The sequence below is a fragment of the Hydrotalea sp. genome (assembly GCF_049968455.1).
In the GTDB taxonomy this organism is placed as follows: Bacteria; Bacteroidota; Bacteroidia; order Chitinophagales; family Chitinophagaceae; genus Hydrotalea.
Genome location: NZ_JBMFQT010000015.1, coordinates 1 through 19,973 on the forward strand (window position 1 = coordinate 1; position 19,973 = coordinate 19,973).

Annotated in this window: 21 protein-coding genes; 13 read left to right on the forward strand and 8 right to left on the reverse strand. The window is 35.7% G+C overall.

Translation table 11 applies throughout. The annotated features are described in order from the left end of the window. On the reverse strand, window positions 1-2,216 hold a 2,216-nt coding region (locus tag ACP5P5_RS10790; protein WP_428286121.1), incomplete at its 3' end, for an Ig-like domain-containing protein. A gap of 176 nt (window positions 2,217-2,392) precedes the next feature. Here ACP5P5_RS10790 and ACP5P5_RS10795 point away from each other — a divergent pair. The 10 genes from ACP5P5_RS10795 (at window position 2,393) to ACP5P5_RS10840 (ending at window position 10,352) form a co-directional block, all read left to right on the forward strand. Continuing rightward, entirely contained in the window at window positions 2,393-4,744 is a 2,352-nt protein-coding gene (locus ACP5P5_RS10795) for an efflux RND transporter permease subunit (protein WP_428286122.1), read from the forward strand. A 135-nt stretch (window positions 4,745-4,879) separates the two neighbouring features. After that, window positions 4,880-5,185: an ArsR/SmtB family transcription factor gene (locus ACP5P5_RS10800; RefSeq protein ID WP_111296798.1), complete on the forward strand. Its 306-nt coding sequence runs from the start codon at window positions 4,880-4,882 to the stop codon at window positions 5,183-5,185. Between the two features lie 47 nt (window positions 5,186-5,232). Continuing rightward, window positions 5,233-5,472 carry a thioredoxin family protein gene (locus tag ACP5P5_RS10805; RefSeq protein ID WP_428286123.1) on the forward strand — a complete coding sequence of 80 codons (240 nt, stop codon included), beginning with the start codon at window positions 5,233-5,235 and terminating at the stop codon, window positions 5,470-5,472. Between the two features lie 6 nt (window positions 5,473-5,478). Further along, entirely contained in the window at window positions 5,479-5,925 is a 447-nt protein-coding gene (locus ACP5P5_RS10810) for a rhodanese-like domain-containing protein (protein ID WP_428286124.1), read from the forward strand. A 23-nt stretch (window positions 5,926-5,948) separates the two neighbouring features. Continuing rightward, complete coding sequence (locus ACP5P5_RS10815; protein ID WP_428286125.1) at window positions 5,949-6,923, forward strand: permease; 975 nt, start codon at window positions 5,949-5,951, stop codon at window positions 6,921-6,923. Window positions 6,924-6,933: 10 nt separating this feature from the next. Beyond that, entirely contained in the window at window positions 6,934-7,383 is a 450-nt protein-coding gene (locus ACP5P5_RS10820) for a DinB family protein (RefSeq protein ID WP_428286126.1), read from the forward strand. Window positions 7,384-7,460: 77 nt separating this feature from the next. Further along, window positions 7,461-8,207 (forward strand): SDR family NAD(P)-dependent oxidoreductase, encoded by a 747-nt coding sequence (locus ACP5P5_RS10825; protein ID WP_428286127.1) that lies wholly within the window; start codon window positions 7,461-7,463, stop codon window positions 8,205-8,207. 118 nt (window positions 8,208-8,325) lie between these two features. Then, on the forward strand, window positions 8,326-9,225 hold the full coding sequence (locus ACP5P5_RS10830; RefSeq protein WP_428286128.1) for a cation diffusion facilitator family transporter: 900 nt from the start codon (window positions 8,326-8,328) through the stop codon (window positions 9,223-9,225). A 9-nt stretch (window positions 9,226-9,234) separates the two neighbouring features. Then, a complete protein-coding gene (locus tag ACP5P5_RS10835; protein WP_428286129.1) occupies window positions 9,235-9,888 on the forward strand; it encodes a formylmethanofuran dehydrogenase subunit E family protein in 654 nt (217 codons plus the stop codon). A gap of 5 nt (window positions 9,889-9,893) precedes the next feature. Continuing rightward, window positions 9,894-10,352 (forward strand): OsmC family protein, encoded by a 459-nt coding sequence (locus ACP5P5_RS10840; RefSeq protein ID WP_428286130.1) that lies wholly within the window; start codon window positions 9,894-9,896, stop codon window positions 10,350-10,352. Window positions 10,353-10,417: 65 nt separating this feature from the next. Here ACP5P5_RS10840 and ACP5P5_RS10845 read toward each other — a convergent pair whose 3' ends face one another. After that, complete coding sequence (locus ACP5P5_RS10845; protein WP_428286131.1) at window positions 10,418-11,083, reverse strand: hypothetical protein; 666 nt, start codon at window positions 11,081-11,083, stop codon at window positions 10,418-10,420. Window position 11,084: 1 nt separating this feature from the next. Further along, window positions 11,085-12,575, reverse strand: coding sequence for an RNA polymerase factor sigma-54 (rpoN, locus tag ACP5P5_RS10850; RefSeq protein WP_428286132.1), 1,491 nt, complete (start codon window positions 12,573-12,575; stop codon window positions 11,085-11,087). Window positions 12,576-12,684: 109 nt separating this feature from the next. Between rpoN and ACP5P5_RS10855 the strand changes: the two genes are divergently transcribed. Further along, window positions 12,685-13,020, forward strand: coding sequence for a hypothetical protein (locus ACP5P5_RS10855; protein ID WP_428286133.1), 336 nt, complete (start codon window positions 12,685-12,687; stop codon window positions 13,018-13,020). On the opposite strand, the gene ACP5P5_RS10860 is transcribed toward ACP5P5_RS10855, so the two are convergent. From ACP5P5_RS10860 to ACP5P5_RS10880, 5 genes are all read right to left on the reverse strand, one after another. Next, window positions 13,007-13,462: a hypothetical protein gene (locus tag ACP5P5_RS10860; RefSeq protein WP_428286134.1), complete on the reverse strand. Its 456-nt coding sequence runs from the start codon at window positions 13,460-13,462 to the stop codon at window positions 13,007-13,009. The genes ACP5P5_RS10855 and ACP5P5_RS10860 overlap by 14 nt on opposite strands. Before the next feature lie 18 nt (window positions 13,463-13,480). Continuing rightward, complete coding sequence (locus tag ACP5P5_RS10865; RefSeq protein ID WP_428286135.1) at window positions 13,481-14,698, reverse strand: DegT/DnrJ/EryC1/StrS family aminotransferase; 1,218 nt, start codon at window positions 14,696-14,698, stop codon at window positions 13,481-13,483. 93 nt (window positions 14,699-14,791) lie between these two features. Beyond that, window positions 14,792-15,286, reverse strand: a complete 495-nt coding sequence (locus ACP5P5_RS10870) for a nuclear transport factor 2 family protein (RefSeq protein WP_428286136.1) — start codon at window positions 15,284-15,286, stop codon at window positions 14,792-14,794. A gap of 234 nt (window positions 15,287-15,520) precedes the next feature. Continuing rightward, window positions 15,521-16,141, reverse strand: coding sequence for a class I SAM-dependent methyltransferase (locus ACP5P5_RS10875; protein ID WP_428286137.1), 621 nt, complete (start codon window positions 16,139-16,141; stop codon window positions 15,521-15,523). Window positions 16,142-16,234: 93 nt separating this feature from the next. Then, entirely contained in the window at window positions 16,235-16,909 is a 675-nt protein-coding gene (locus ACP5P5_RS10880) for an SDR family NAD(P)-dependent oxidoreductase (protein WP_428286138.1), read from the reverse strand. Between the two features lie 685 nt (window positions 16,910-17,594). Between ACP5P5_RS10880 and ACP5P5_RS10885 the strand changes: the two genes are divergently transcribed. Both ACP5P5_RS10885 and ACP5P5_RS10890 read left to right on the forward strand, forming a co-directional pair. Beyond that, the gene (locus ACP5P5_RS10885) at window positions 17,595-18,251 is read left to right on the forward strand and encodes a DsbA family protein (RefSeq protein WP_428286139.1); all 657 of its coding nucleotides are present in this window, start codon (window positions 17,595-17,597) and stop codon (window positions 18,249-18,251) included. Between the two features lie 152 nt (window positions 18,252-18,403). After that, entirely contained in the window at window positions 18,404-19,939 is a 1,536-nt protein-coding gene (locus ACP5P5_RS10890) for a S10 family peptidase (RefSeq protein ID WP_428286140.1), read from the forward strand. The last annotated feature ends 34 nt before the right edge of the window (window positions 19,940-19,973 follow it).

Sequence of the window (19,973 nt, forward strand, 5' to 3'; positions counted from 1 at the left end):
GTATTGATAGGTTGTACCGTCGGCAATGGGTTGACAGTGATATTTATTGACTGAGAAGCGATTCCACATTTATTTTCTATGGTATAAGTAATAGTAATTGTACCAGGTTGCAGCAACTTAATAGTTCCATTTAAACTATCAATTGTAGCTATGCTCGTATTACTGCTTGTCCAGAACCCTCCGGTTGAAGTGGTAGAAACTGTTACATTATTACCTAAACACACAGAATTGGTTGAAGCATTTATAGGGCTAACTATCGGTTTTGCTTGCACAACAATATTTCTACTTACTGTTTGCCCGCAGCTATTCGTATAATTTAAAGTTGCATTACCTGCTGCAACGGCTGTAACCAAACCTGATTGATTAATCGTTGCAACGTTGGTATTAGATGATGACCAAGTACCGCCCGGTACAGGATTTACAAATGAAACAGTAGTACCAACACACAAAGTGTCTGCACCGCCTGTAATGGGTGCAGTTGAACGAATATATAATACTGTTGTTGCTGTACAAGTAATATTATTAGTTGTGAAAGCAACAGTAACAGTATCAATTGAATTATTATCGAATTTTATTTGAGGAAATGCACTAGTATTAGTAGTTCCGGCAACATAATTAGTATTTCCACCAGCAACTGTCCATAAATAGGTTCCTGAGTTACTTCCATATGTGGGGGCATTTGGAGCATCACTAAATTTTATGGTTCCATTATTACAATCTGTAATAGCTGGCGGTAATTTTACACTATTAACAGTAAAGTTTTTGTTTACGCTTACACTACATCCATACTGATTAGAAACTGTATAACTAATGGTTGTATTACCTGCTGCTATGGCTGTTACTTTTCCAGTGTTATCAATTGTTGCTACACTGGTATTACTACTGCTCCATATACCACCTGGAGTACTATTACTGAGTTGTTCAGTTGTACCGGAACAAGCACCATCATTCCCTGTTATAGGATTTACAACCGGTAAAGGATTAACAGTCGCATTGGTCTGAGCTGTATTAGAACAACCAAAATTATCTGTTAAAGTAAGTTGGTAATTCCCTGACACTGCTACTGTAGCATTTGCAATTGAAGGATTCGCAGCAGATGATGTAAACCCATTTGCACCTGACCAACTATAAGTATAATTTCCGGCAACGCCTCCATTAACTGTAGAAGTTAAATTAAGTGTATTTCCTGCACATATTGGACCGTTTGATTGTACAGTTACGGTAGGTACAGGATGTACTGAAAGTTGAATACTATTAGAAGCGGTAATACATGAAGTACTACTTAAACTATTGGCATTAGGACCAACTAAGACACGATACAGTCCATTATCTGATAACTGAACACTGTTAATGGTGAAAGAGGCATTAGAAGTAGGAGCACCCACATTTTGCCAAGTAACTCCATTGTCAGTACTTTTTTGCCATTGGTAAGCAGGAGCAGTAAAAGGATTATTAACTAAGTTGGCTACAATATTAGCTTTACTACCCACACATACTGAATTAGCAGTTGTAATATTTGCTGTTACATTGGGGGTACAGGCAGTAAATAATATATCATCCAAAGCCAAATCATTTCCGCATTGCGCACCTCCGCCATAAAAATCTACCATTTCAAGTACTAATGAATTCATGCCTGATGGCAAGGCAAATTGAAAACCATATTGGTTCCAATTCAAGGGACCTGCAGCGGGCGATAAAGGAAGGTTAGGTGTTGTTACAGTTCCTAAAATGTTGCCGTTTAAATCTTTAACATTAAAAATTACTCGTGCATAAACCAATGATTTGCCGCAAACTGACTGTGTATTAGGTGAGTTAACATTAGCTAACCAAGCAGAAAAGTTAAAAATAGATCCGTCACATAAGTTTTTAACGGTATCTCTAAAATAAATGGAATTATTTCCACCCGCATTCACTACAAACATGTTTCCATTTACATTTCCGGTATGGTCGCCTCCTTTAGCCCAATCACTTTTATTGGCATTTTGTACATAGGGGGTAACAATATAATTCCCATCAGTACCTACATTACCATAATTATAATTAGTTGAACCGGGAGGTGCTTTTGAAGTTGCAGTAGAAGAAGCGGCAGTTCCAAAATCTTGCTTGAACACAGGTTGAAGTGCACTACTATTGCACAAACCTTGCGCTTGCAATTGTTGGGCATATCCCATCATTGAGAATAGCACCCATAGCAATATGCGAGTTGGGTTCTTCATAGAAAATTGGAATTGTGACACTAATGTACGAACTACTTTTAACGAAAGTTTATCAGTTCCGTTTTTTAATAAAAGTGTATTTATATGGCTACAAGCAATGTAAATATTGTACTACAAGACTCAGTCTGCATTTTATTTTATTTATTTGCACAATCAGAAAATTTTAAATCTGCACCATGTGGTATACCTTAGGTAAGTTTATTCTAAAAAATAAGATTGTTTTATTGGTGGCTTTGCTTCTATTTATTGGTTTTATGAGTTGGCAAGCCAGCAAAGTGCAAATGAGTTATGATTTTACCAAAGCCATCCCCACTAATAATAAAAAATACCAGGAATATGAATCTTTCCTAAAAAAGTTTGGAAGCGATGCGGGTGTTATGGTTATAGGAATTCAGGATAGCACCTTTTACACACCTAAGGTTTTCAATGCAGTTGCAGCTTTGGGCAAATCACTGAAAACCATTTCCGCAGTACAAAATGTATTAAGTATACCAGATGCTTTTAATCTAATAAAAGATAGTGCTACTGAAGCTTTGGTTCCCCAAAAAATATTTCACTATCCCTACACCCAACAAGATAGTTTGAATGTTGCAGTAGATCAATTCAATAATTTACCCTTTTACCGAAACCTACTATATAACCCCGATACGCATGCCTATTTAATGGCAGTTACCTTAAACAATGATACGGTAAATAGCAAAGCCCGTACTTTTTTAATACAACGCATTCAGCAAAAAATTCAACGGTTCGAACAGCAATCCGGACTTCAAGCGCATATTAGTGGCTTACCTTACATTCGAACAGTTATAAGTAATCGTATCAAGCAGGAAATGAACGGGTTTATTTTTGGTTCATTTCTATTATCGGCCATTACTTTGTTTCTATTTTTCCGCTCATTAAGCACTACGCTTATGAGTTTGTTAGTGGTGGGTTTCGGTGTGGTTAGTACTTTAGGAACTATGGTGTTGGTAGGCTATAAAATCACTTTGCTCACTGCACTTATTCCCTCATTAATAGTAGTAATTGGCATCCCCAATTGTATCTATTTTTTAAACAAATATCATTTGGCTTACCGCGATACGGGCAACAAAGAGCAAGCCCTTATACAAATGATTGGCCGTATGGGTATTGTTACCCTTTTTTGCAATTTGGCCGCAGCAATTGGGTTTGCTGTTTTTGCCCTTACCAAAAGCCAGCTACTAAAAGAGTTTGGTGTTGTATCGGGTATTAATATCATGCTATTGTTTTTTATCTCGCTCATTTTTATTCCAATTATTCTCAGTTTTTTACCTGCCCCTAAAGCAAGGCACATTCGTTATTTAGACAATAAAATATTAGAAAAAATATTAGTAAACATTGAACGTTGGGCATTATATCATGCTAAATGGGTGTATGGTGTAACCATAGTAGTTACCATTATTGCTATTGCAGGTATCTTTCGATTGAAAAGTGAAAGTTATATTGTGGATGACCTTCCCAAAAACGATAAAATTTATACCGACTTAAAATGGTTTGAAAACAATTTTAAAGGCATTATGCCCTTGGAGATTATTGTAGATACAAAAAAGAAAATGGGCTTGGTGCGCTCAACGCGGCCTTTGCAAAAAATTGATGAATTTTCGCAATACATTGCACACAACCCCAACACGGCAAAACCATTATCTATTGTGCAAGGTTTAAAATTTGCCAAGCAAGCTTACTTTGATGGTGATAGTGCCAGCTATGCCGTACCCTATGAAAGTGATATGATTTTTTTGGCACCTTATTTACGTGCAAAGGCAGACACTTCTAATAAATCGGGCTTTAGTAAACTGATGAATAGTTTTATGGATGCCGATAAAGAAAAAGCACGTATTAGTGTGAATATGAAAGATGTAGGTAGCACTGAATTGCAACAACTCATTCATCAGTTTCAACAAAAAGCAGATAAAATTTTCGATACAGCCGATTATAAAATTACTTTTACCGGAAGTAGTATTACCTTTTTAGAAGGTTCCAGCTTTATTATTCATGGTTTAAAAGACAGTATTTTTTGGGCATTTTTATTAATTGCGCTTGCCATGTTTTTACTTTTTAAATCAATGCGCATTTTAATTTGCTCTTTAATTCCTAACCTTATTCCATTGGTTATTACTGCAGGATTAATGGGATGGTTGAATATTCCTTTAAAACCTTCAACCGTATTGGTATTTAGCGTGGCATTAGGTATTGTAATTGATGTTACTATTCGCTTTCTGGTTAATTACAAGCAAGAATTGCCACACTACAACGGCCAGGTTAAGCAAACTATTGTTCAAACCATTCGCTATACCGGTGTAAGTATTATTTATACCTCGTTGGTACTCATTGCCGGATTTGTTATTTTTTGCTTTAGCAACTTTGGCGGCACACAAGTTTTGGGTTGGTTAACATCATTTACCTTGGTAATGGGTACCTTAACTAATCTTATTTTATTGCCGGTACTATTAATTAGCGTGGCTAAAAAAAGCCAAAAGAAAAATGAAGGAACACTAAGCTCAATAAAATAGACAATAACACTATCCAAACTTCTAACTTTCACACATCTTGCAATTGGCTGCATTGCTATTTCGCAGCAATGTGACAATTATCACAAAAAACCAAAAAATATTCATCGTAAATTTGCGATGAACTATTTAAGAAATATGCAAAGAACAGCCGCCCCTATTGATTATTCTATTCAGGAAGAAAAAATTGCCCGGTATGCCAAGGCCCTAGCGCATCCTATTAGAATAAGAATTTTAAAATTTCTCGATCAACAAGCTTGCTGTTTTACGGGAGAGTTTACAGAAGAAATTCCTTTAGCACAATCAACCATATCGCAACATTTGAAAGAATTAAAAGATGCCGGTTTAATTCAAGGAAATGTAATGCCCCCTCGTATAAAATATTGCATAAATAAAGAAGCTTGGATGGAAGCAAAACAATATTTCACAAACTTTTTCTCATAATTTTTTTAATCAAACCAATCGTAAAAAAACGATAAAACAAACAGTATATGAAAACAAATATCAAAGTTTTAGGCCCCGGATGCCCCAAGTGTAAAACCACTTATAACAATGTTTTAGAAGCAATAAAACAAACCGGTATTGATGCCGAAGTGCAAAAAATAGAAGATATAGAAACCATGATGCAGTACAATGTATTAACAACGCCTGTATTAATGATTAATGAAGTGGCAGTTGTAAAAGGTCGTGTAGCCGACATAAATGAAATTAAACAATTACTAATGCAATAAATGAAAATGAAAACACAAAATTTAGTAAAAGAAATTTGCCCAACTACCACACAAAAATGGGTAAAAGAAGGTGCTTTATTAGTAGATGTTAGAGAAAAGGAAGAAGTTGACTTATTAGCTTTTAATGTACCCAATATTGTCAACATTCCTTTATCTGAATTCGAAGATCGATTTCAGGAATTACCGAAAAACCAAAAAATGGTAATGGTATGCAAAAGCGGAGGACGCAGTTTACGTGCAGCCGGCTTTCTAATTAACCATGAATACAATCCTAATCTTGTTGTAAACATGCAACACGGCATTGTGCGTTGGGTACAAAAAGGATTTCCGGTAAAAGGGAACACAGCAAGCATAATGAATAATGAACAAGCAAGTGGCTGTTGCGATACTTCAAATGACTTTACGCAAGGCGATAGTGGATGTTGTAATAGCAATGCAAACAACAATTGTTGATAAAATTTAAAAACAAATATTTTATGTTTGATTGGTTACAAAATTTTGCAGACTGGCTAATTTATAGTGTGTTTGCAATTCCGGCAAACAGCCGATTAGGTGAATCATTGAATTTTTTTGTGTTTGATACATTAAAAATTTTCATTTTACTTTTTATCATTACCACCATTATGGGTATTGTTAATGCCTATTTCCCGGTTGAAAAAATTCGTAATTATTTAAGTAGAAATAAACTTTATGGCTTGGAATATATTTTTGCATCAAGTTTTGGAGTAATTACACCCTTTTGTTCGTGTTCCTCTGTTCCACTATTCATTGGCTTTGTAAAAGGTGGAATTCCTTTAGGAATAACATTCACCTATTTAATTACTGCACCATTGGTAAACGAAGTTGCCATTGCCATTTTTGCGGGAGCTTTTGGCTTTAAAGTAACTGCATTATATGTAATCACAGGAATTGTTCTAGGTATAATAGGGGGATTTACTTTAGGAAAATTAAAATTAGAAAAACATTTAACCCCCTGGGTTCAAAATATAATTACAAATGCTCACACCGAAGAGGCTTTAGAAGTAGAACATATTTCATTGAAAAAAAGATTTCCCGGCATACTAAAAGAAGCTTTAAACATTGTAAAAAATGTATCCATTTATATTATTGTAGGCATTGCAATAGGTGGCGCTATGCATGGCTTTTTACCTACCGGTTTTTTTGAACACTATATTAATAAAGGCCAATGGTATGCAGTACCTTTAGCAGTAATAATGGGTGTTCCCATGTATAGTAATGCCGCCGGCGTAATTCCGGTTATACAGGTATTGGTTGCAAAGGGCGTGCCGCTAGGAACTGCAATTGCATTTATGATGGGGGTTATTGGGCTATCATTACCCGAAGCTATGTTATTGAAAAAGGTAATGAACTGGAAGTTAATTGCCATTTACTTTGGTACCATTGCATTTTTCATGATACTATCAGGATACTTGTTTAATATAATCTTATAAATATTCAATAATGACTACAACTGAAACTTTATTAACCACCTGGTTAGAGGCTCGTACAAGATTTGCAAATCTATTATTAAAAATTGACGAAACATCACTTTCAAAAAAACTGATAGGCACGCAAAATAGTGTAGGATTCTTAATAAGGCATATAGCAGAAGTAGAAATGTTGTTTGCCAAAAATGTATTTGGTGCAACAAATATTAATATTCACGCAAAAACAATCATAGCACAACACGACACAGGTGAATGGACTAACTTAAGTGCATTAATACAATTTCAGGAAGAAGCATTCAACCAGTTAAAATTAGTCATTGAACAACAACCTAATGAAGCCTGGGAAGAATCAATTACAACAAAAGAATTTGGTACCAAAACCAAAGCTGCAGCTTTAGGCAGAATAATATCACATACAGCCTATCATGCAGGACAACTAGCCATCATTTTAAAATATGCTTAACTTAGATGTATTGCATAATGACATTGGTCATTTTTGAATTGTTAGCAACATTTTAATTTCACTTAAAATTGAAAACAATGACCATGAATAATAAAGTTGCTGTTATTACCGGTGCAGCATCCGGCATTGGCAAAGCCACCGCAGAATTATTAGCTAAACAAGGAGCAAAAGTGGTGATATCCGATATTCAGGAAGTTGAAGGAATAGCTTTGGCAAATTCTATTAACAGCAATGGCGGTAAGGCCCTATTTTTTAAAGCAGATGTTGGTAATGCAACTGAAATGGAAGCATTAATATTTCAAACAGTTAAAAGTTTTGGAGCTTTACATATTGCAGTGAATAATGCAGGCATTGGTGGTGAAAGCAATGCTGTAGCCGACATGAGCATTGAGGGATGGTTGAAAGTAATTAACATTAATTTAAACAGCATTTTCTTTGGCATGAAATACCAAATTCAAGCCATGCTAAATAGTGGTGGAGGTAGTATTGTAAATATTTCTTCCATTCTTGGCTCCGTGGGTTTTGCAAATGCAGCAGCTTACACGGCTGCAAAACATGGCATAATTGGTTTAACACAAACCGCCGCTTTGGAATATGCCGCAAAAAATATTCGTATTAATGCAGTTGGCCCAGGCTTTATTGATACACCTTTATTAAATGGCCTTGATGCCTCGTTAAAACAACAAATTATAGCCTTACACCCTATTGGCCGATTAGGTAAAAGTGAAGAGGTGGCCGCTTTAATTGAATGGCTGGCCAGTGATGCGGCTTCTTTTGTTACCGGCAGTTATTATGCCATTGATGGTGGTTATTTAGCAAGATAAATACTTGCAGACAATTAAAAAGAAACCCTGTTGCATAAATAAAATAATTTTAACATACAAAATAAATTAGGAAATTTATACTACGGTACATTTTGCCGGTTTTGCTAAAAAAAGTTACATGCACGACCATCATCATGAACATAAGCCTATTATCAGCAATTTAAACAAGGCTTTTATCATTGGCATCCTATTAAACACTGTATTTGTTGTTATAGAAGTCATTTCAGGGTTTTATTATAACTCTATGGCTTTACTTTCTGATGCAGGACATAACCTAAGTGATGTAGCCAGTTTATTATTAGCCATGCTGGCATTTAAACTTTCTAAATCAAAAGCAACACAAAATTTCACTTATGGTTATAGGAAAACCTCGGTGCAAGTTTCCTTACTCAATGCCATTATACTGTTAATCGGAATCGTGGCTATAATTTGGGAAAGTATTGCTCGTTTTAAAATACCCGAAAAAACCAATGGTGAAAATATGGCCATTGTTGCTGCTATTGGTATTTTTATAAATGCCGCCACCGCTTTGCTTTTTCTAAAAGACAAAGAAAAAGATTTAAACGTAAAAGGCGCTTATTTACATATGGCTACCGATGCAATTGTTTCATTGGGTGTGGTAATTGCGGGGATTGTTATTATGTTCACGCATTGGTATTGGTTAGATGCAGCTTTAGGTATTGCCATTGCCATTGTAATTTTATTTAGTACGCTTGAACTATTGAAAGATAGTTTTAGTTTAAGCATTGATGCTGTACCTAAAGGCATTAACGTTGCCAACTTACAAAAGCAAATGGAAGCGCTACCCGGTGTAATTGGTGTGCATCATTTACATATTTGGGCTATTAGCACAACTTACAATGCCCTCACAGCCCATATTGTTGTAGCAAATAACACTAACATAAATACCATTACAACAATAAAACAAAACATTAAACATTTGTTAGAACATGCCAATATTCAACACAGCACATTGGAATTTGAAATGGACTGTGAAGATTGTGAAGAAGAAATTTAAACAAATAATATGAAAACAATAATCCTACTTTTCCCACTATTCTTAGTACAAACAGTATTTGCACAAAACCCGTCCATAAAAGTTGTTGATACAGATTTCTCTAAAGGAAGATTAACACATCAACAAGTTATTACCTTAAATGACGCCGAAAAACTGCATGGTCATTTATGCGATGGACTAGCTATGGGATTTATAAGCTTACAACAAGCTTTATATACTTTATATCCCGACAGTATAATTGACAGAACCAATACACGCATCATCAGCAAATCCTCCCCATGCCTTGCAGATATTGGCATTTTTTTAAGTGGTGGTAGGTACCAGTATAATTCTTTTCGCATTAATGATTCCATCCCCTATCTTTTCATTGCTCAACGCATAGATAACGGTAAAACAGTAGCCGTGCAATTAAATCCGGGTATTAAACCACAACGCATTGACGAAATGGGCAAATTGGCAATTCAACAAAAACTAAACCCATGCCAATTAAATGAGCTTAAACAATTAGAGGAAAAATTCACCTTAAAACTACTTTCGCAGCCACCAAAAACATTATTTACAGTTATTCAACTACCCCCTATTGAGTGGCCTAAGAACGCTTATCAGCAATTTATTAAAACAGACATCATTAATAAATCAATGAACACTTGTATTCAAAATTAATCATTATGGAACCACATTTTTATCAGGTTGATGTAACCTGGAATTCAGAACGCAAAGGAATTATGTGTTCACCCGAATTGAACAATGCATCAGGAAGTTGTATTGAAGTAGCTACCCCACCCGACTTTCCTAAAGGAATGCCCGGCATTTGGTCGCCGGAACATTTGTTTACGGCAGCAGTAAGTAGTTGCTTAATGACTACCTTTTTGGCTATTGCCGAAAACTCGAAACTAACGTACACCCATTTTAGTTGTAGTTCAAAAGGAAAATTAGAGCAAGTTGATGGCAAATTCATGATGAGTGAAGTGTTGCTGGAACCTACACTTATTATTACCGAAGAAAGAGATAGAGAGCGGGCAGAAAGAGTTTTACAAAAGTCAGAAGCCGCCTGTTTAATTTCTAATTCCGTAAAATCAAAAATTACAATGATTCCCAAAATTATTGTTCAAGCTACAAGCGAATAAACATAATAAACCCTGTTATTAGCCTATACAATTGATGGAACTTAACCACCAATTATCATTGTTTACTACATTACAAAAAAATATCCAATTAATTGGCAGGCAATTCCCAATATTAACCCTGCATACATTTCCTGATTGGTATGTTCATTCAGTAATAAACGACTGCTACTTACTAAACCGGCAATTACAGCCGTAATACTTATAGCTAAACCCATTGGTGCATGATAATAAAACGATAACAAAATCATGGCAGTTAACAAGCTGCCCATTGCAATACCGTGTAAACTAATTTTAATAAAATTATTAATTACCAAACCTATTGATGTAGAAATAAAAATACCGAAATAAAAATACTGCAAGGCATCGGGCTGGTTACTCATGTTTTTACTTAAGTAATACATCCACCAATAAAAAAACATGGTAATCATGTAGGGCGCAATGCGTTCCTTGGCTGTTCGCAAATAAATACCTTGAATAAACTTTAATTTGTATAACAAAAACACACCAAAGGCAGGGAAAAAAGCCGTCATCCAAAATACACTAAACACCTTTAACTTAAGCTGATACACGGTAATATCGGTAAACAAAAAAGGAAAACGATACACCAAATAAAGAAAAAAATAAGTAGGTATAAATAACGGATGAAACAAATACGATAAAACTTTAGCCGGGAAAACCAGCCATAAACTTGCAGTGGGGTTATATTGTTGTTCTGTATTTTCTGCCATCATTTTATAATTGTTTACGCAAACGCGCTACCGGTATATTCAATTGTTCTCGGTATTTTGCAACGGTTCGCCGTGCTATATTATAGCCTTTTTGGTTTAATAAATCAGTTAATTGTTCGTCACTTAAAGGCTTACGTTTATCTTCTCCTTCAATTAAATCGCTCAGTATTTTTTTAACCTCACGGGTACTAACTTCTTCGCCACTATCTGTACTCAAGCTTTCACTGAAAAAGTATTTTAAGCGGTAGGTACCAAATTCTGTTTGCACAAATTTGCTATTGGCTACCCTACTTACAGTTGAAATATCTAATCCGGTTTTTTCGGCAATATCTTTTAAAATCATGGGCTTTAAATTGGTTTCATCGCCCGTTAAAAAAAACTCTTTCTGGTGGTTCATAATGGCTTCCATGGTAACCATTAAAGTTTGCTGGCGCTGTTTTATCATATCTATAAACCATTTTGCCGAATCAATTTTTTGTTTAATAAACAAAACAGCTTCTTTTTGGCGTTTATCCTTTTTACTGCCCCGCTCATACTCACGCATCATTTCTCTATAAGTATCGCTAATACGTAAATCGGGTGCATTTTTATTATTCAAACTTAGTTCAAGTCTTCCTGCATTATTAAAAATAAAAAAATCGGGTATTATATAAGTATCGGCCTTGTTGGTTTCGCCGGCATCACCGCCCGGTTTCGGATTTAGTTTTATAATTTGTTGCATTACTTCTTTTAATTCCTCATCAGTTAAATTCATGCCGCGCTGAATTTTTTCGTAATGCTTCTTGGTAAACTCATCAAAATATTTTTGCAAAATTTCAATGGCCAATTCAACAGAATGTCCTTCATGTTTCTTTCTTTCTAATTGCAGCAATAAACATTCCTGCAAATTGCGGGCAGCTACCCCCGGCGGATCAAACTGTTGAATTTTTTTTATTAATGCCTCTACTTCTTTTTCATTGGTATCAATATTTTGCCTAAATGCCAAATCATCCACTATCGATGAAATTTCGCGCCGCAAATAACCATCATCATCCAAACTACCAATAATTTGTTCAGCAATTTTATACTGCCTATCATCTAAATGCAGCAAACCCAATTGTTGCACCAGTAATTCATAAAAGCTGGTTTCACTTTTAATGGGAATTACTTTTGCATCATCCAATTCCGGATAATTTTCATCCCGCATTTTATAATCGGCAATTTCTCCATCTTCATCAGCCACATATTCACTTAAATCTAAATTCTCATATTCATCCTCACTCCCATCTTTATCAAAATCTTCTTCATTACTGCTATCAAATTCATCTACCAATTCCGGTTCCATACCCTCATCATGTTCCTGTTCCTCCATTTCAAGCGCCGGATTTTCTTCCATTTCTTCCTTAATTCTATCTTCCAAATATGCGGTAGGCACCTGTAACAACTTCATTAACTGAATTTGTTGAGGCGATAATTTTTGTAGTAACTTTTGCTGTAAACCCTGACTTAATGCCATAATTGTTGCTTCCTCAAATTTTTTTTATGTTACCGGCTTTTGCATTGCTATTGAACACCGGTTGCGTCGCACACTGCAACGTTTTGTTCGCTATTTAGCTAAACAAATCATGCAGCCTACACAAAATCGCGGTAAATTTACAAACAATGCAGGCAACATGGTTACGAAAGTATTCGGTTTACTCCTCAATTTACTGTTAATTACTGCTGTACATGCACATGCACAATCTTTGGAAACGAAGTATACTACAGCTTTTGCCGATACTTTGCATACAATGCCTTACAATCTTAAACCCAATTTTTATACCCAACATTTGCCCTTTTTTTGCCGTCAAGAATGGAAGTGGGAGCAAAAAACTAAAATACCCCTGCGTTTTAGGCTGGGTAGTTATCAATATGTAAATAAATTAGAGGGCAAATTACCCAACACCATTAACCCCGAATAGTAACACCTTTGTCTTTTGCTTGTTGCTTAACCGCTGTAATAATCTGCTGAATTTGCTTCGGCTCATAGCCTAATTCTAAATTAATTTTTGCCTGCTGCCCATTGCGTAAATATAAAGACAAGTTATTAGGCTGTATTTCAACCGCATTCATGCCAGACCAATGGTACGTTTCCGCTGCTTCAAAAAAAGGGAAATGCCATGTAATACCTTCTTCATCAACTATCAAATAATGCCGTGGATGTTTGGTACTGCTTAATCGTAATACACAATAGCCTATTAACAATAATGCATACAGCATGTTGAAAATACTCCGCTTGTCGTGTCCATGAACAAATACCGCAATTTGAAAGGCAACAAAAGCAATATTTAATAGTATAATGGCATAAAATAATTTGCGTTGCCAACCCGGCATAACACTGCCTTTGTATGGATAAAGTGCCATGTATTAAACAGTTATTATTTATGCATTAACAGTGTGTTGTTGTAAAACCTTTTCAATAGCTGCAACCATTTTAGCACCTTTTTCTGCAATTTGTTCAGGTGTCCACAACAAACTAATTGAAGTTGATATGCAACGACTCATTACAGCATCACTTGCTGCAAATTCTTGCGATTGAATTTTTTGCAAAGCCGCTTGCTGGCCTGCATTCAGCGCATTCAATGCTACACCATTTTTTAAATGGTGCCATTTGCGTATGTAATGCCAGTTATTATCGAACCAATAAAAATTGCCCGCTAATATGCCTTGTGCTTTCATTTCGGCAACAACAGCACGTGTAATATTTTCAGTTGGCAAAAACCAACTTAAAAAAGTGCAACTATCACCGGAAGAATCAGGAATGGACCTGAAACTAATAGCCGGAATTTTTTCCAGAATACTTTTTAATTGAGCATAATTACTGCGTTGAATAGCTAAGAACTGAGGCAGTTTTTTAATTTGCGCTAATCCTACAGCGGCATGCAATTCACTAATGCGAAAGTTATAGCCTAAAAACGGATGTTCATCTGCACCCCGATCAACCCCTCTATGGTCGTGCCCATGATCGGTATATCCGTCACATTTTTCATATATTGACTCACTATTGGTCATTACCACTCCACCTTCTGCACAGGTAATGGTTTTCACAAAATCAAATGAAAAAGTACCTGCATCGCCAATAGTACCCAATGCTTTTCCTTTATAAGTTCCGCCAATGCTTTGGCAGGCATCTTCCAATAAAAACAAATGATGTTTTTGGCATATTGCTTTTAAAGCGTCTAAATCGGCCATGCTTCCACACATATGTACCGGCATTACACATTTTGTGGCTGGGGTAATGGCAGCCTCAACTGCAGCAGGATTCAGTGTTAATGTTTCATCTACATCTACTAAAACGGGTATTGCGCCAACACTTAACACCGCTTCAAAACTAGCAACAAACGTAAAAGCAGGCATAATTACTTCATCACCTACCCCTATACCTAAAGCAGCCATTGCAGTAGTTAATGCGGCTGTTCCGCTACTGGTTAACTGTGCATAATTACAGCCAAATGTTTGTGTAATGGCGGTTTCTAATTCTTTTGCCTTCCAAATACCTTTACGTGCACCATCAAATCCATAACGCATTAAGATACCGGTTTCCAGTACCTCATTCACTTGTTTTTTTTCTTCTTCGCCAAATAATTCAAAACCGGGCATATAGTTATTTTTAAAAATTGAAAATAGTAGAGGGCAAAATTAGCAAAATATTGCGGGATGCATCATTTTGTATCATGAACCTGTATGAAAACCCTAATGCAAACTAATTACTCGATAAATCTTCCAAGCATTAGGATATTTTTTCCAAATAATGGTATATCGGCTTTGGTTAGGGTGTTTAGGCAATGGTTCCTGATTGTTATGAAAAATATGTAAGCCTATTTCAATAGCCCCAAAATGGGGAATTGGATATACTTCCATACTGCCTTTTACTAATTCGCGGGTTACTTTACCACAAATGTTTTTTTGCGTTGCCTCAACAATAGCCTTTTTGGAAGTTGATAATCCACTTTTGTCGTGATAAAACTCTATACTATCATCATAAAAGTTGGCATATTGTGGCAACTCAGTAGTACATTGGTTATAATGACTAAAAAACAAACTATCTAAATGAAAAATTGTATCATACAATGCTTTATCATCCGGAGTATAATTTTTAGTTAAGGCAAATTGCATCTTATACGAATGGCTGCAAGCACCGAATACAAATACTACCAATATGGCAAAAACAATTTTACATAGTGTCATTTAACATAGTTTATCCTATAATTGATATGAATACCTACAGATAAAAAACGAATTAGCACTTTACAAAGTAGTAGCCATTAATGAATAAAAATAATATGAAAGTTTTTTATTCTTCGCACAACATATCCTTTAAATTGGCTAATTGTAAGCAACAACAAAGCATTCAATTGTTACAAAGAAATTTCATTGTATAGATGAATGATTGCCTATTTGCAGCTTTTTAACCTGCTGCAACTAAGCTATTTGTTTCTTTTTAAAACTACAGAACAAAAAGTTTTGAACGGTATGAAACGGTGTTAAATGGTCTTCTGTAATACAGCGAATTTTCGCAAACCCCATTTGCAACTCATTTGTTAATTCATCTTCACTATACTTATGTACCGGCAAACCACTGCATTTATCAGGGCCTTTATCTGAAAATGTACCAATGGTTAAATAATTACTTACTGCTTTTCGAGCTTTTTCTAAATAAGCATGCACTTGTTCGGCAGTTGTTAAGAAATGAAAAGTAGCTCTATCGTGCCAAACATCATATGTTTCTGAAGGTTCAAAATTATTTATATCACTCACAATCCATTTCACTTTAGCGGCATTTGCACCCAGTCTTTTTTTGGCTTTTTCCAATGCAGTAGCGGAAATATCTAAAACGGTAATATTTTCAAAACCTTCTTGCAATAAATAATCAACTAGCTTACTGTCGCCACCGCCAATATCAATAATTTTTGCTGTTTTGGATAATTGAAAAGTATGTATGAACTGTAATGAAGTAGCAGGTATTTCCTGTGTCCAACTAACCTCATGGGGTTGTTTGGTGCTATACACCTGTTCCCAATGTTGTTGTAAAGTATTAACCATTGTACAAATTTGATACACTTAAATTAGTGATTTTGTATTGAAGGTTACAAATAGCATTTTCAGCTAACCATCAAAAAAATTTACACAAGTTCATTAAACCATAATTACCATAGGTTCAATACTGTTCGAATTAACAATGGCATAAATTTTATCTGCTATGGTTTCGGGTAATGTCCATTTAGAAAAATCGGCATTAGGCATGGCAGCTCTGTTTTGTGGTGTATCAATAATATTGGGTACAATTACGTGAATATGCACTTGTGTGCCGTTTGCCTCTGCCTGCATAATTTCGGCTAATCGGAATAATAACGATTTCGACAATCCATAAGCGGTTACCCCTTTTGCATGTTGTGTATTTAAACCTGCCTTTGAGCCAGTTAAAAATAAATGTCCATTATTTTGTTGTAGCATTTGTAAAAAAACCGGGCGGGCAATATTATACGCTGTTTCAAAATTAAGTGCCATTTGTTGTTGCATTTTGTTCAAATCAGTATCTGCAATTGTGCCCATTGTAAAGCCGCCAGCCGTTAATACAGCTACATCAATATGCTTGGTTGCAGCAATAACTGTGTTAATGCTAGTTTGGCAATTGTGTTCGTTTAATAAATCGGTTGGCAATTGTGTAACTGGTAAATCTTTCCAAGTATCTATTTGAGTTATTGAATGCACTAATGCGTACACACTGTATGCCTCGATAGCAAATTTTTGTACTACTGCTTTACCCAAATTACCGGCTGCTCCGGTTACTAATACTGTTTTAGTAGTCATATTTATACATTTTTTGAACATTACATATACCCATACAATGCTATTAATTTAAGAATGTAGTGAATGTTAATGCACTCTATTTACAACTACACTAAGGTACTGGCTTTGGCCTAAGTTTTAATACCCTTAAAGTAAATGATGGTTCCGGTGCTGCTTAAATAATATACCTCAAGTTACGTTAGTTTGTTTATCAAAATCATTGGCCCTTCTACTTACCCGCTTCGACCCTTCTTCGACTCAACAGCGTTACACAACGCTGTTGATAGCTACTTGTATAGAACTAATCCCGAATGAAATAGTAAGCCATTCGCCCCCCGGTTTATTAAAAAAATGGCGTTATTACATGATGTTACCAACCAAGAAAAGGGTATCAATACTATGCTTCATTACCCATTTAATACCCCCTTAGTGTCTGGCACATTCTTTGAATAAATAGTACACTTGCTTATTACGTGCATTACACACAATAACCATTGGGCAATAAAAAAAACATTCATTAAAAACCTTTTTTTTAAAAACCTTTTTTTGTTGTAAAGCAATAGTACCCCCATTGGCCATAATAACTACCTCCAAATGCTAATTGGGCATTCCTGCAAAAATTTTCATACTACTTGTTAGTAATTATAAATGAAAATTAACCGTTAACTTGCCCTGCAACAATGTTTTATTATTTAGTAATAATGCTATGCAACCTATTCTCATTTATTGTTATGATGCTTATTGTGGTTGGTGCTACGGATTCAGTCCGGTTTTAAAAAAAGTTACTGCAGAATTTGCAGCCTATTTTAGTGTGGAGGTTTTAAGTGGCGGAATGATTTTACCGGAGCAACCCACCCCTATTGGTGTAATGGCACCTTACATTCAACAAGCCTACAAAACTGTTGAAAATACTACCGGAATTAATTTTGGAGAAGATTATTTGTGGCATATTTTTCACCCGGAATTAAGCGATTGGTTCCCTAATTCTGAAAAACCGGCTATAGCGCTTTGTATCTTTAAAGAATATTTCCCCGAAAAACAATTGCAGTTTGCGAGCGATTTGCAATATGCTTTAAATTTTGAAGGACGCGACTTAACAGATGATGAAGCTTATCGTCATTTGTTACATCAATATCAAATTCCTGAAGAGGAATTTTACAAAAAACTGCATGATGAAACGTACAAAGAAAAAGCTTACTATGAATTTGCACTTTGCAAACAATTACAGGTAACAGGTTACCCTGCTGTTTTATTACAAACAACAGAAAGCAAACTATATTTATTGGCAAAAGGATTTACCGATGAAGCAACACTTCGCCAACGCATTAAAAATGTATTAAAAGAGGTGCAAATACTACCCTAATTACTACCATTTACAAAAAATCACTAAAGAATAAGCCCTTAATTCTTTAACTTTCGTGATGATTGAGTATAAAAGCATATTCAATTTTTAGGGCAACAAAGGCCCATTTAATTTTTACAATATTCCTTATTGTTCATCAAAATAAAAATCACATGAAGAAAATGTATTTATTGCCTATTTTATTAGCAGGAATGAATGTAGGAATCATAGCACAACCTGCTCCTCCACCAGCTCCACCTAAGCCCCCAATGGATTCTGCTGCCAAACCCGTAGTAGCAGTTACACACCATAGTATTGTAATTGCTGGCAAAACCATTAATTATACTGCTACAGCCGGTACGCTTATTTTAAACAATGACAAAGGTGAACCTATTGCCAGTTTTGGTTATGTAGCTTACACAAAAGAAGGTGTTACAGACTTAAGTAAGCGCCCGGTTTTGTTTGGTTATAATGGAGGTCCGGGCTCTGCTTCATTATGGTTACACATGGGTGCATTAGGGCCTCGCCGTGTTGTGGTGAATGACTTATCCGGACCTACACCACCCCCTTACAAAGTTGAAGACAATCAAAATTCTATATTAGATGTTACTGATATTGTAATGATTGACCCCGTTGGCACCGGCTTTAGCCATGCCATTGGCAAAGCACAAAACAAAGATTTTTGGGGTGTTGACCAAGATCTTCGTTCTATCAGCAATTTTATTAAAGAATATATTACTGAAAACGATCGTTGGAATTCTCCAAAATATTTATTGGGTGAAAGTTATGGCACCATGCGCTCAGCCGGTGTAGTTAATTATTTGCAACAACGGTTGGGCATTGCTGTGAATGGTGTTGTACTCGTTTCTTCTGTATTAGACTTGCGTCAACTGACTTTTGGTGCCGGAGATGATATTTCCTACGTTATGTATTTGCCTACCTATGCTGCCACAGCTTACTTTCATAAAAAGTTACCCAATCAACCTTCCGACTTCAAAGCTTTTATTAACGAGGTAACAAATTATGCCAAAGGCACCTACACCACAGCATTAATGTTGGGCGATAAAATTGATGCTGCTACCAAAAATGCAGTTGCAGAAAAACTTGCAGCATATACCGGTTTAAGTAAAGAGTATATTTTAAAAGCAAACTTAAGAGTAAATGAACCTCAGTTTACACAAGAACTGCTGCGCGACCAACACCTCACTGTTGGCCGATTAGACAGTCGCTTTACAGGTATTGATCAAAATTTATTAAGTGAAAATGCAGAGTTCGATCCACAAAGTACAGCCATTACGCCTGCCTATACTGCGGCATTTTTAAATTACTTGTATAGCGAATTGAAAGTGAATAAAAGCATGTCTTATCACACATCTGCTTACAATGCAGAAGGATTTCATTGGGACTGGCAACGCAAAGGCGGCATGTGGGGCGAAGGGGTTTACCCACCCACCACTGCACCTGACTTAGCTAATGCCATGAGCAAAAATCCAAGTTTAAAAGTTTTAGTTTTTAATGGTTATTATGATTTGGCTACACCATTTTATGGTACTGAGTATACCATGGATCATTTAGGATTGGAACCTGCTATTCAAAAAAATATTAGTATGAAATATTTTGATGCAGGGCATATGATGTACATTCATCCTGCTTCACTAGTAACCTTTAGAAAAGATATTGTTGATTTTATTAACAGCACGAATCCTTAATAAACCTATCTTCAAAACCGGTGCAATGTTTGCA

What these genes read in the sequence shown, in the direction of transcription:
- ACP5P5_RS10845 (WP_428286131.1), bottom strand. Translation starts at nt 11,083, where the DNA reads ATGATGGCAGAAAATACAGAACAACAATATAACCCCACTGCAAGTTTA.
- ACP5P5_RS10890 (WP_428286140.1), top strand. Translation starts at nt 18,404, where the DNA reads ATGAAGAAAATGTATTTATTGCCTATTTTATTAGCAGGAATGAATGTA.
- ACP5P5_RS10815 (WP_428286125.1), top strand. Translation starts at nt 5,949, where the DNA reads ATGTTTGATTGGTTACAAAATTTTGCAGACTGGCTAATTTATAGTGTG.
- ACP5P5_RS10835 (WP_428286129.1), top strand. Translation starts at nt 9,235, where the DNA reads ATGAAAACAATAATCCTACTTTTCCCACTATTCTTAGTACAAACAGTA.
- ACP5P5_RS10875 (WP_428286137.1), bottom strand. Translation starts at nt 16,141, where the DNA reads ATGGTTAATACTTTACAACAACATTGGGAACAGGTGTATAGCACCAAA.
- ACP5P5_RS10865 (WP_428286135.1), bottom strand. Translation starts at nt 14,698, where the DNA reads ATGCCCGGTTTTGAATTATTTGGCGAAGAAGAAAAAAAACAAGTGAAT.
- ACP5P5_RS10800 (WP_111296798.1), top strand. Translation starts at nt 4,880, where the DNA reads ATGCAAAGAACAGCCGCCCCTATTGATTATTCTATTCAGGAAGAAAAA.
- ACP5P5_RS10795 (WP_428286122.1), top strand. Translation starts at nt 2,393, where the DNA reads ATGTGGTATACCTTAGGTAAGTTTATTCTAAAAAATAAGATTGTTTTA.
- ACP5P5_RS10870 (WP_428286136.1), bottom strand. Translation starts at nt 15,286, where the DNA reads ATGACACTATGTAAAATTGTTTTTGCCATATTGGTAGTATTTGTATTC.
- ACP5P5_RS10830 (WP_428286128.1), top strand. Translation starts at nt 8,326, where the DNA reads ATGCACGACCATCATCATGAACATAAGCCTATTATCAGCAATTTAAAC.
- ACP5P5_RS10820 (WP_428286126.1), top strand. Translation starts at nt 6,934, where the DNA reads ATGACTACAACTGAAACTTTATTAACCACCTGGTTAGAGGCTCGTACA.
- ACP5P5_RS10855 (WP_428286133.1), top strand. Translation starts at nt 12,685, where the DNA reads ATGCAGCCTACACAAAATCGCGGTAAATTTACAAACAATGCAGGCAAC.
- ACP5P5_RS10810 (WP_428286124.1), top strand. Translation starts at nt 5,479, where the DNA reads ATGAAAACACAAAATTTAGTAAAAGAAATTTGCCCAACTACCACACAA.
- ACP5P5_RS10825 (WP_428286127.1), top strand. Translation starts at nt 7,461, where the DNA reads ATGACCATGAATAATAAAGTTGCTGTTATTACCGGTGCAGCATCCGGC.
- ACP5P5_RS10840 (WP_428286130.1), top strand. Translation starts at nt 9,894, where the DNA reads ATGGAACCACATTTTTATCAGGTTGATGTAACCTGGAATTCAGAACGC.
- ACP5P5_RS10860 (WP_428286134.1), bottom strand. Translation starts at nt 13,462, where the DNA reads ATGGCACTTTATCCATACAAAGGCAGTGTTATGCCGGGTTGGCAACGC.
- ACP5P5_RS10880 (WP_428286138.1), bottom strand. Translation starts at nt 16,909, where the DNA reads ATGACTACTAAAACAGTATTAGTAACCGGAGCAGCCGGTAATTTGGGT.
- ACP5P5_RS10885 (WP_428286139.1), top strand. Translation starts at nt 17,595, where the DNA reads ATGCAACCTATTCTCATTTATTGTTATGATGCTTATTGTGGTTGGTGC.
- ACP5P5_RS10805 (WP_428286123.1), top strand. Translation starts at nt 5,233, where the DNA reads ATGAAAACAAATATCAAAGTTTTAGGCCCCGGATGCCCCAAGTGTAAA.
- rpoN (WP_428286132.1), bottom strand. Translation starts at nt 12,575, where the DNA reads ATGGCATTAAGTCAGGGTTTACAGCAAAAGTTACTACAAAAATTATCG.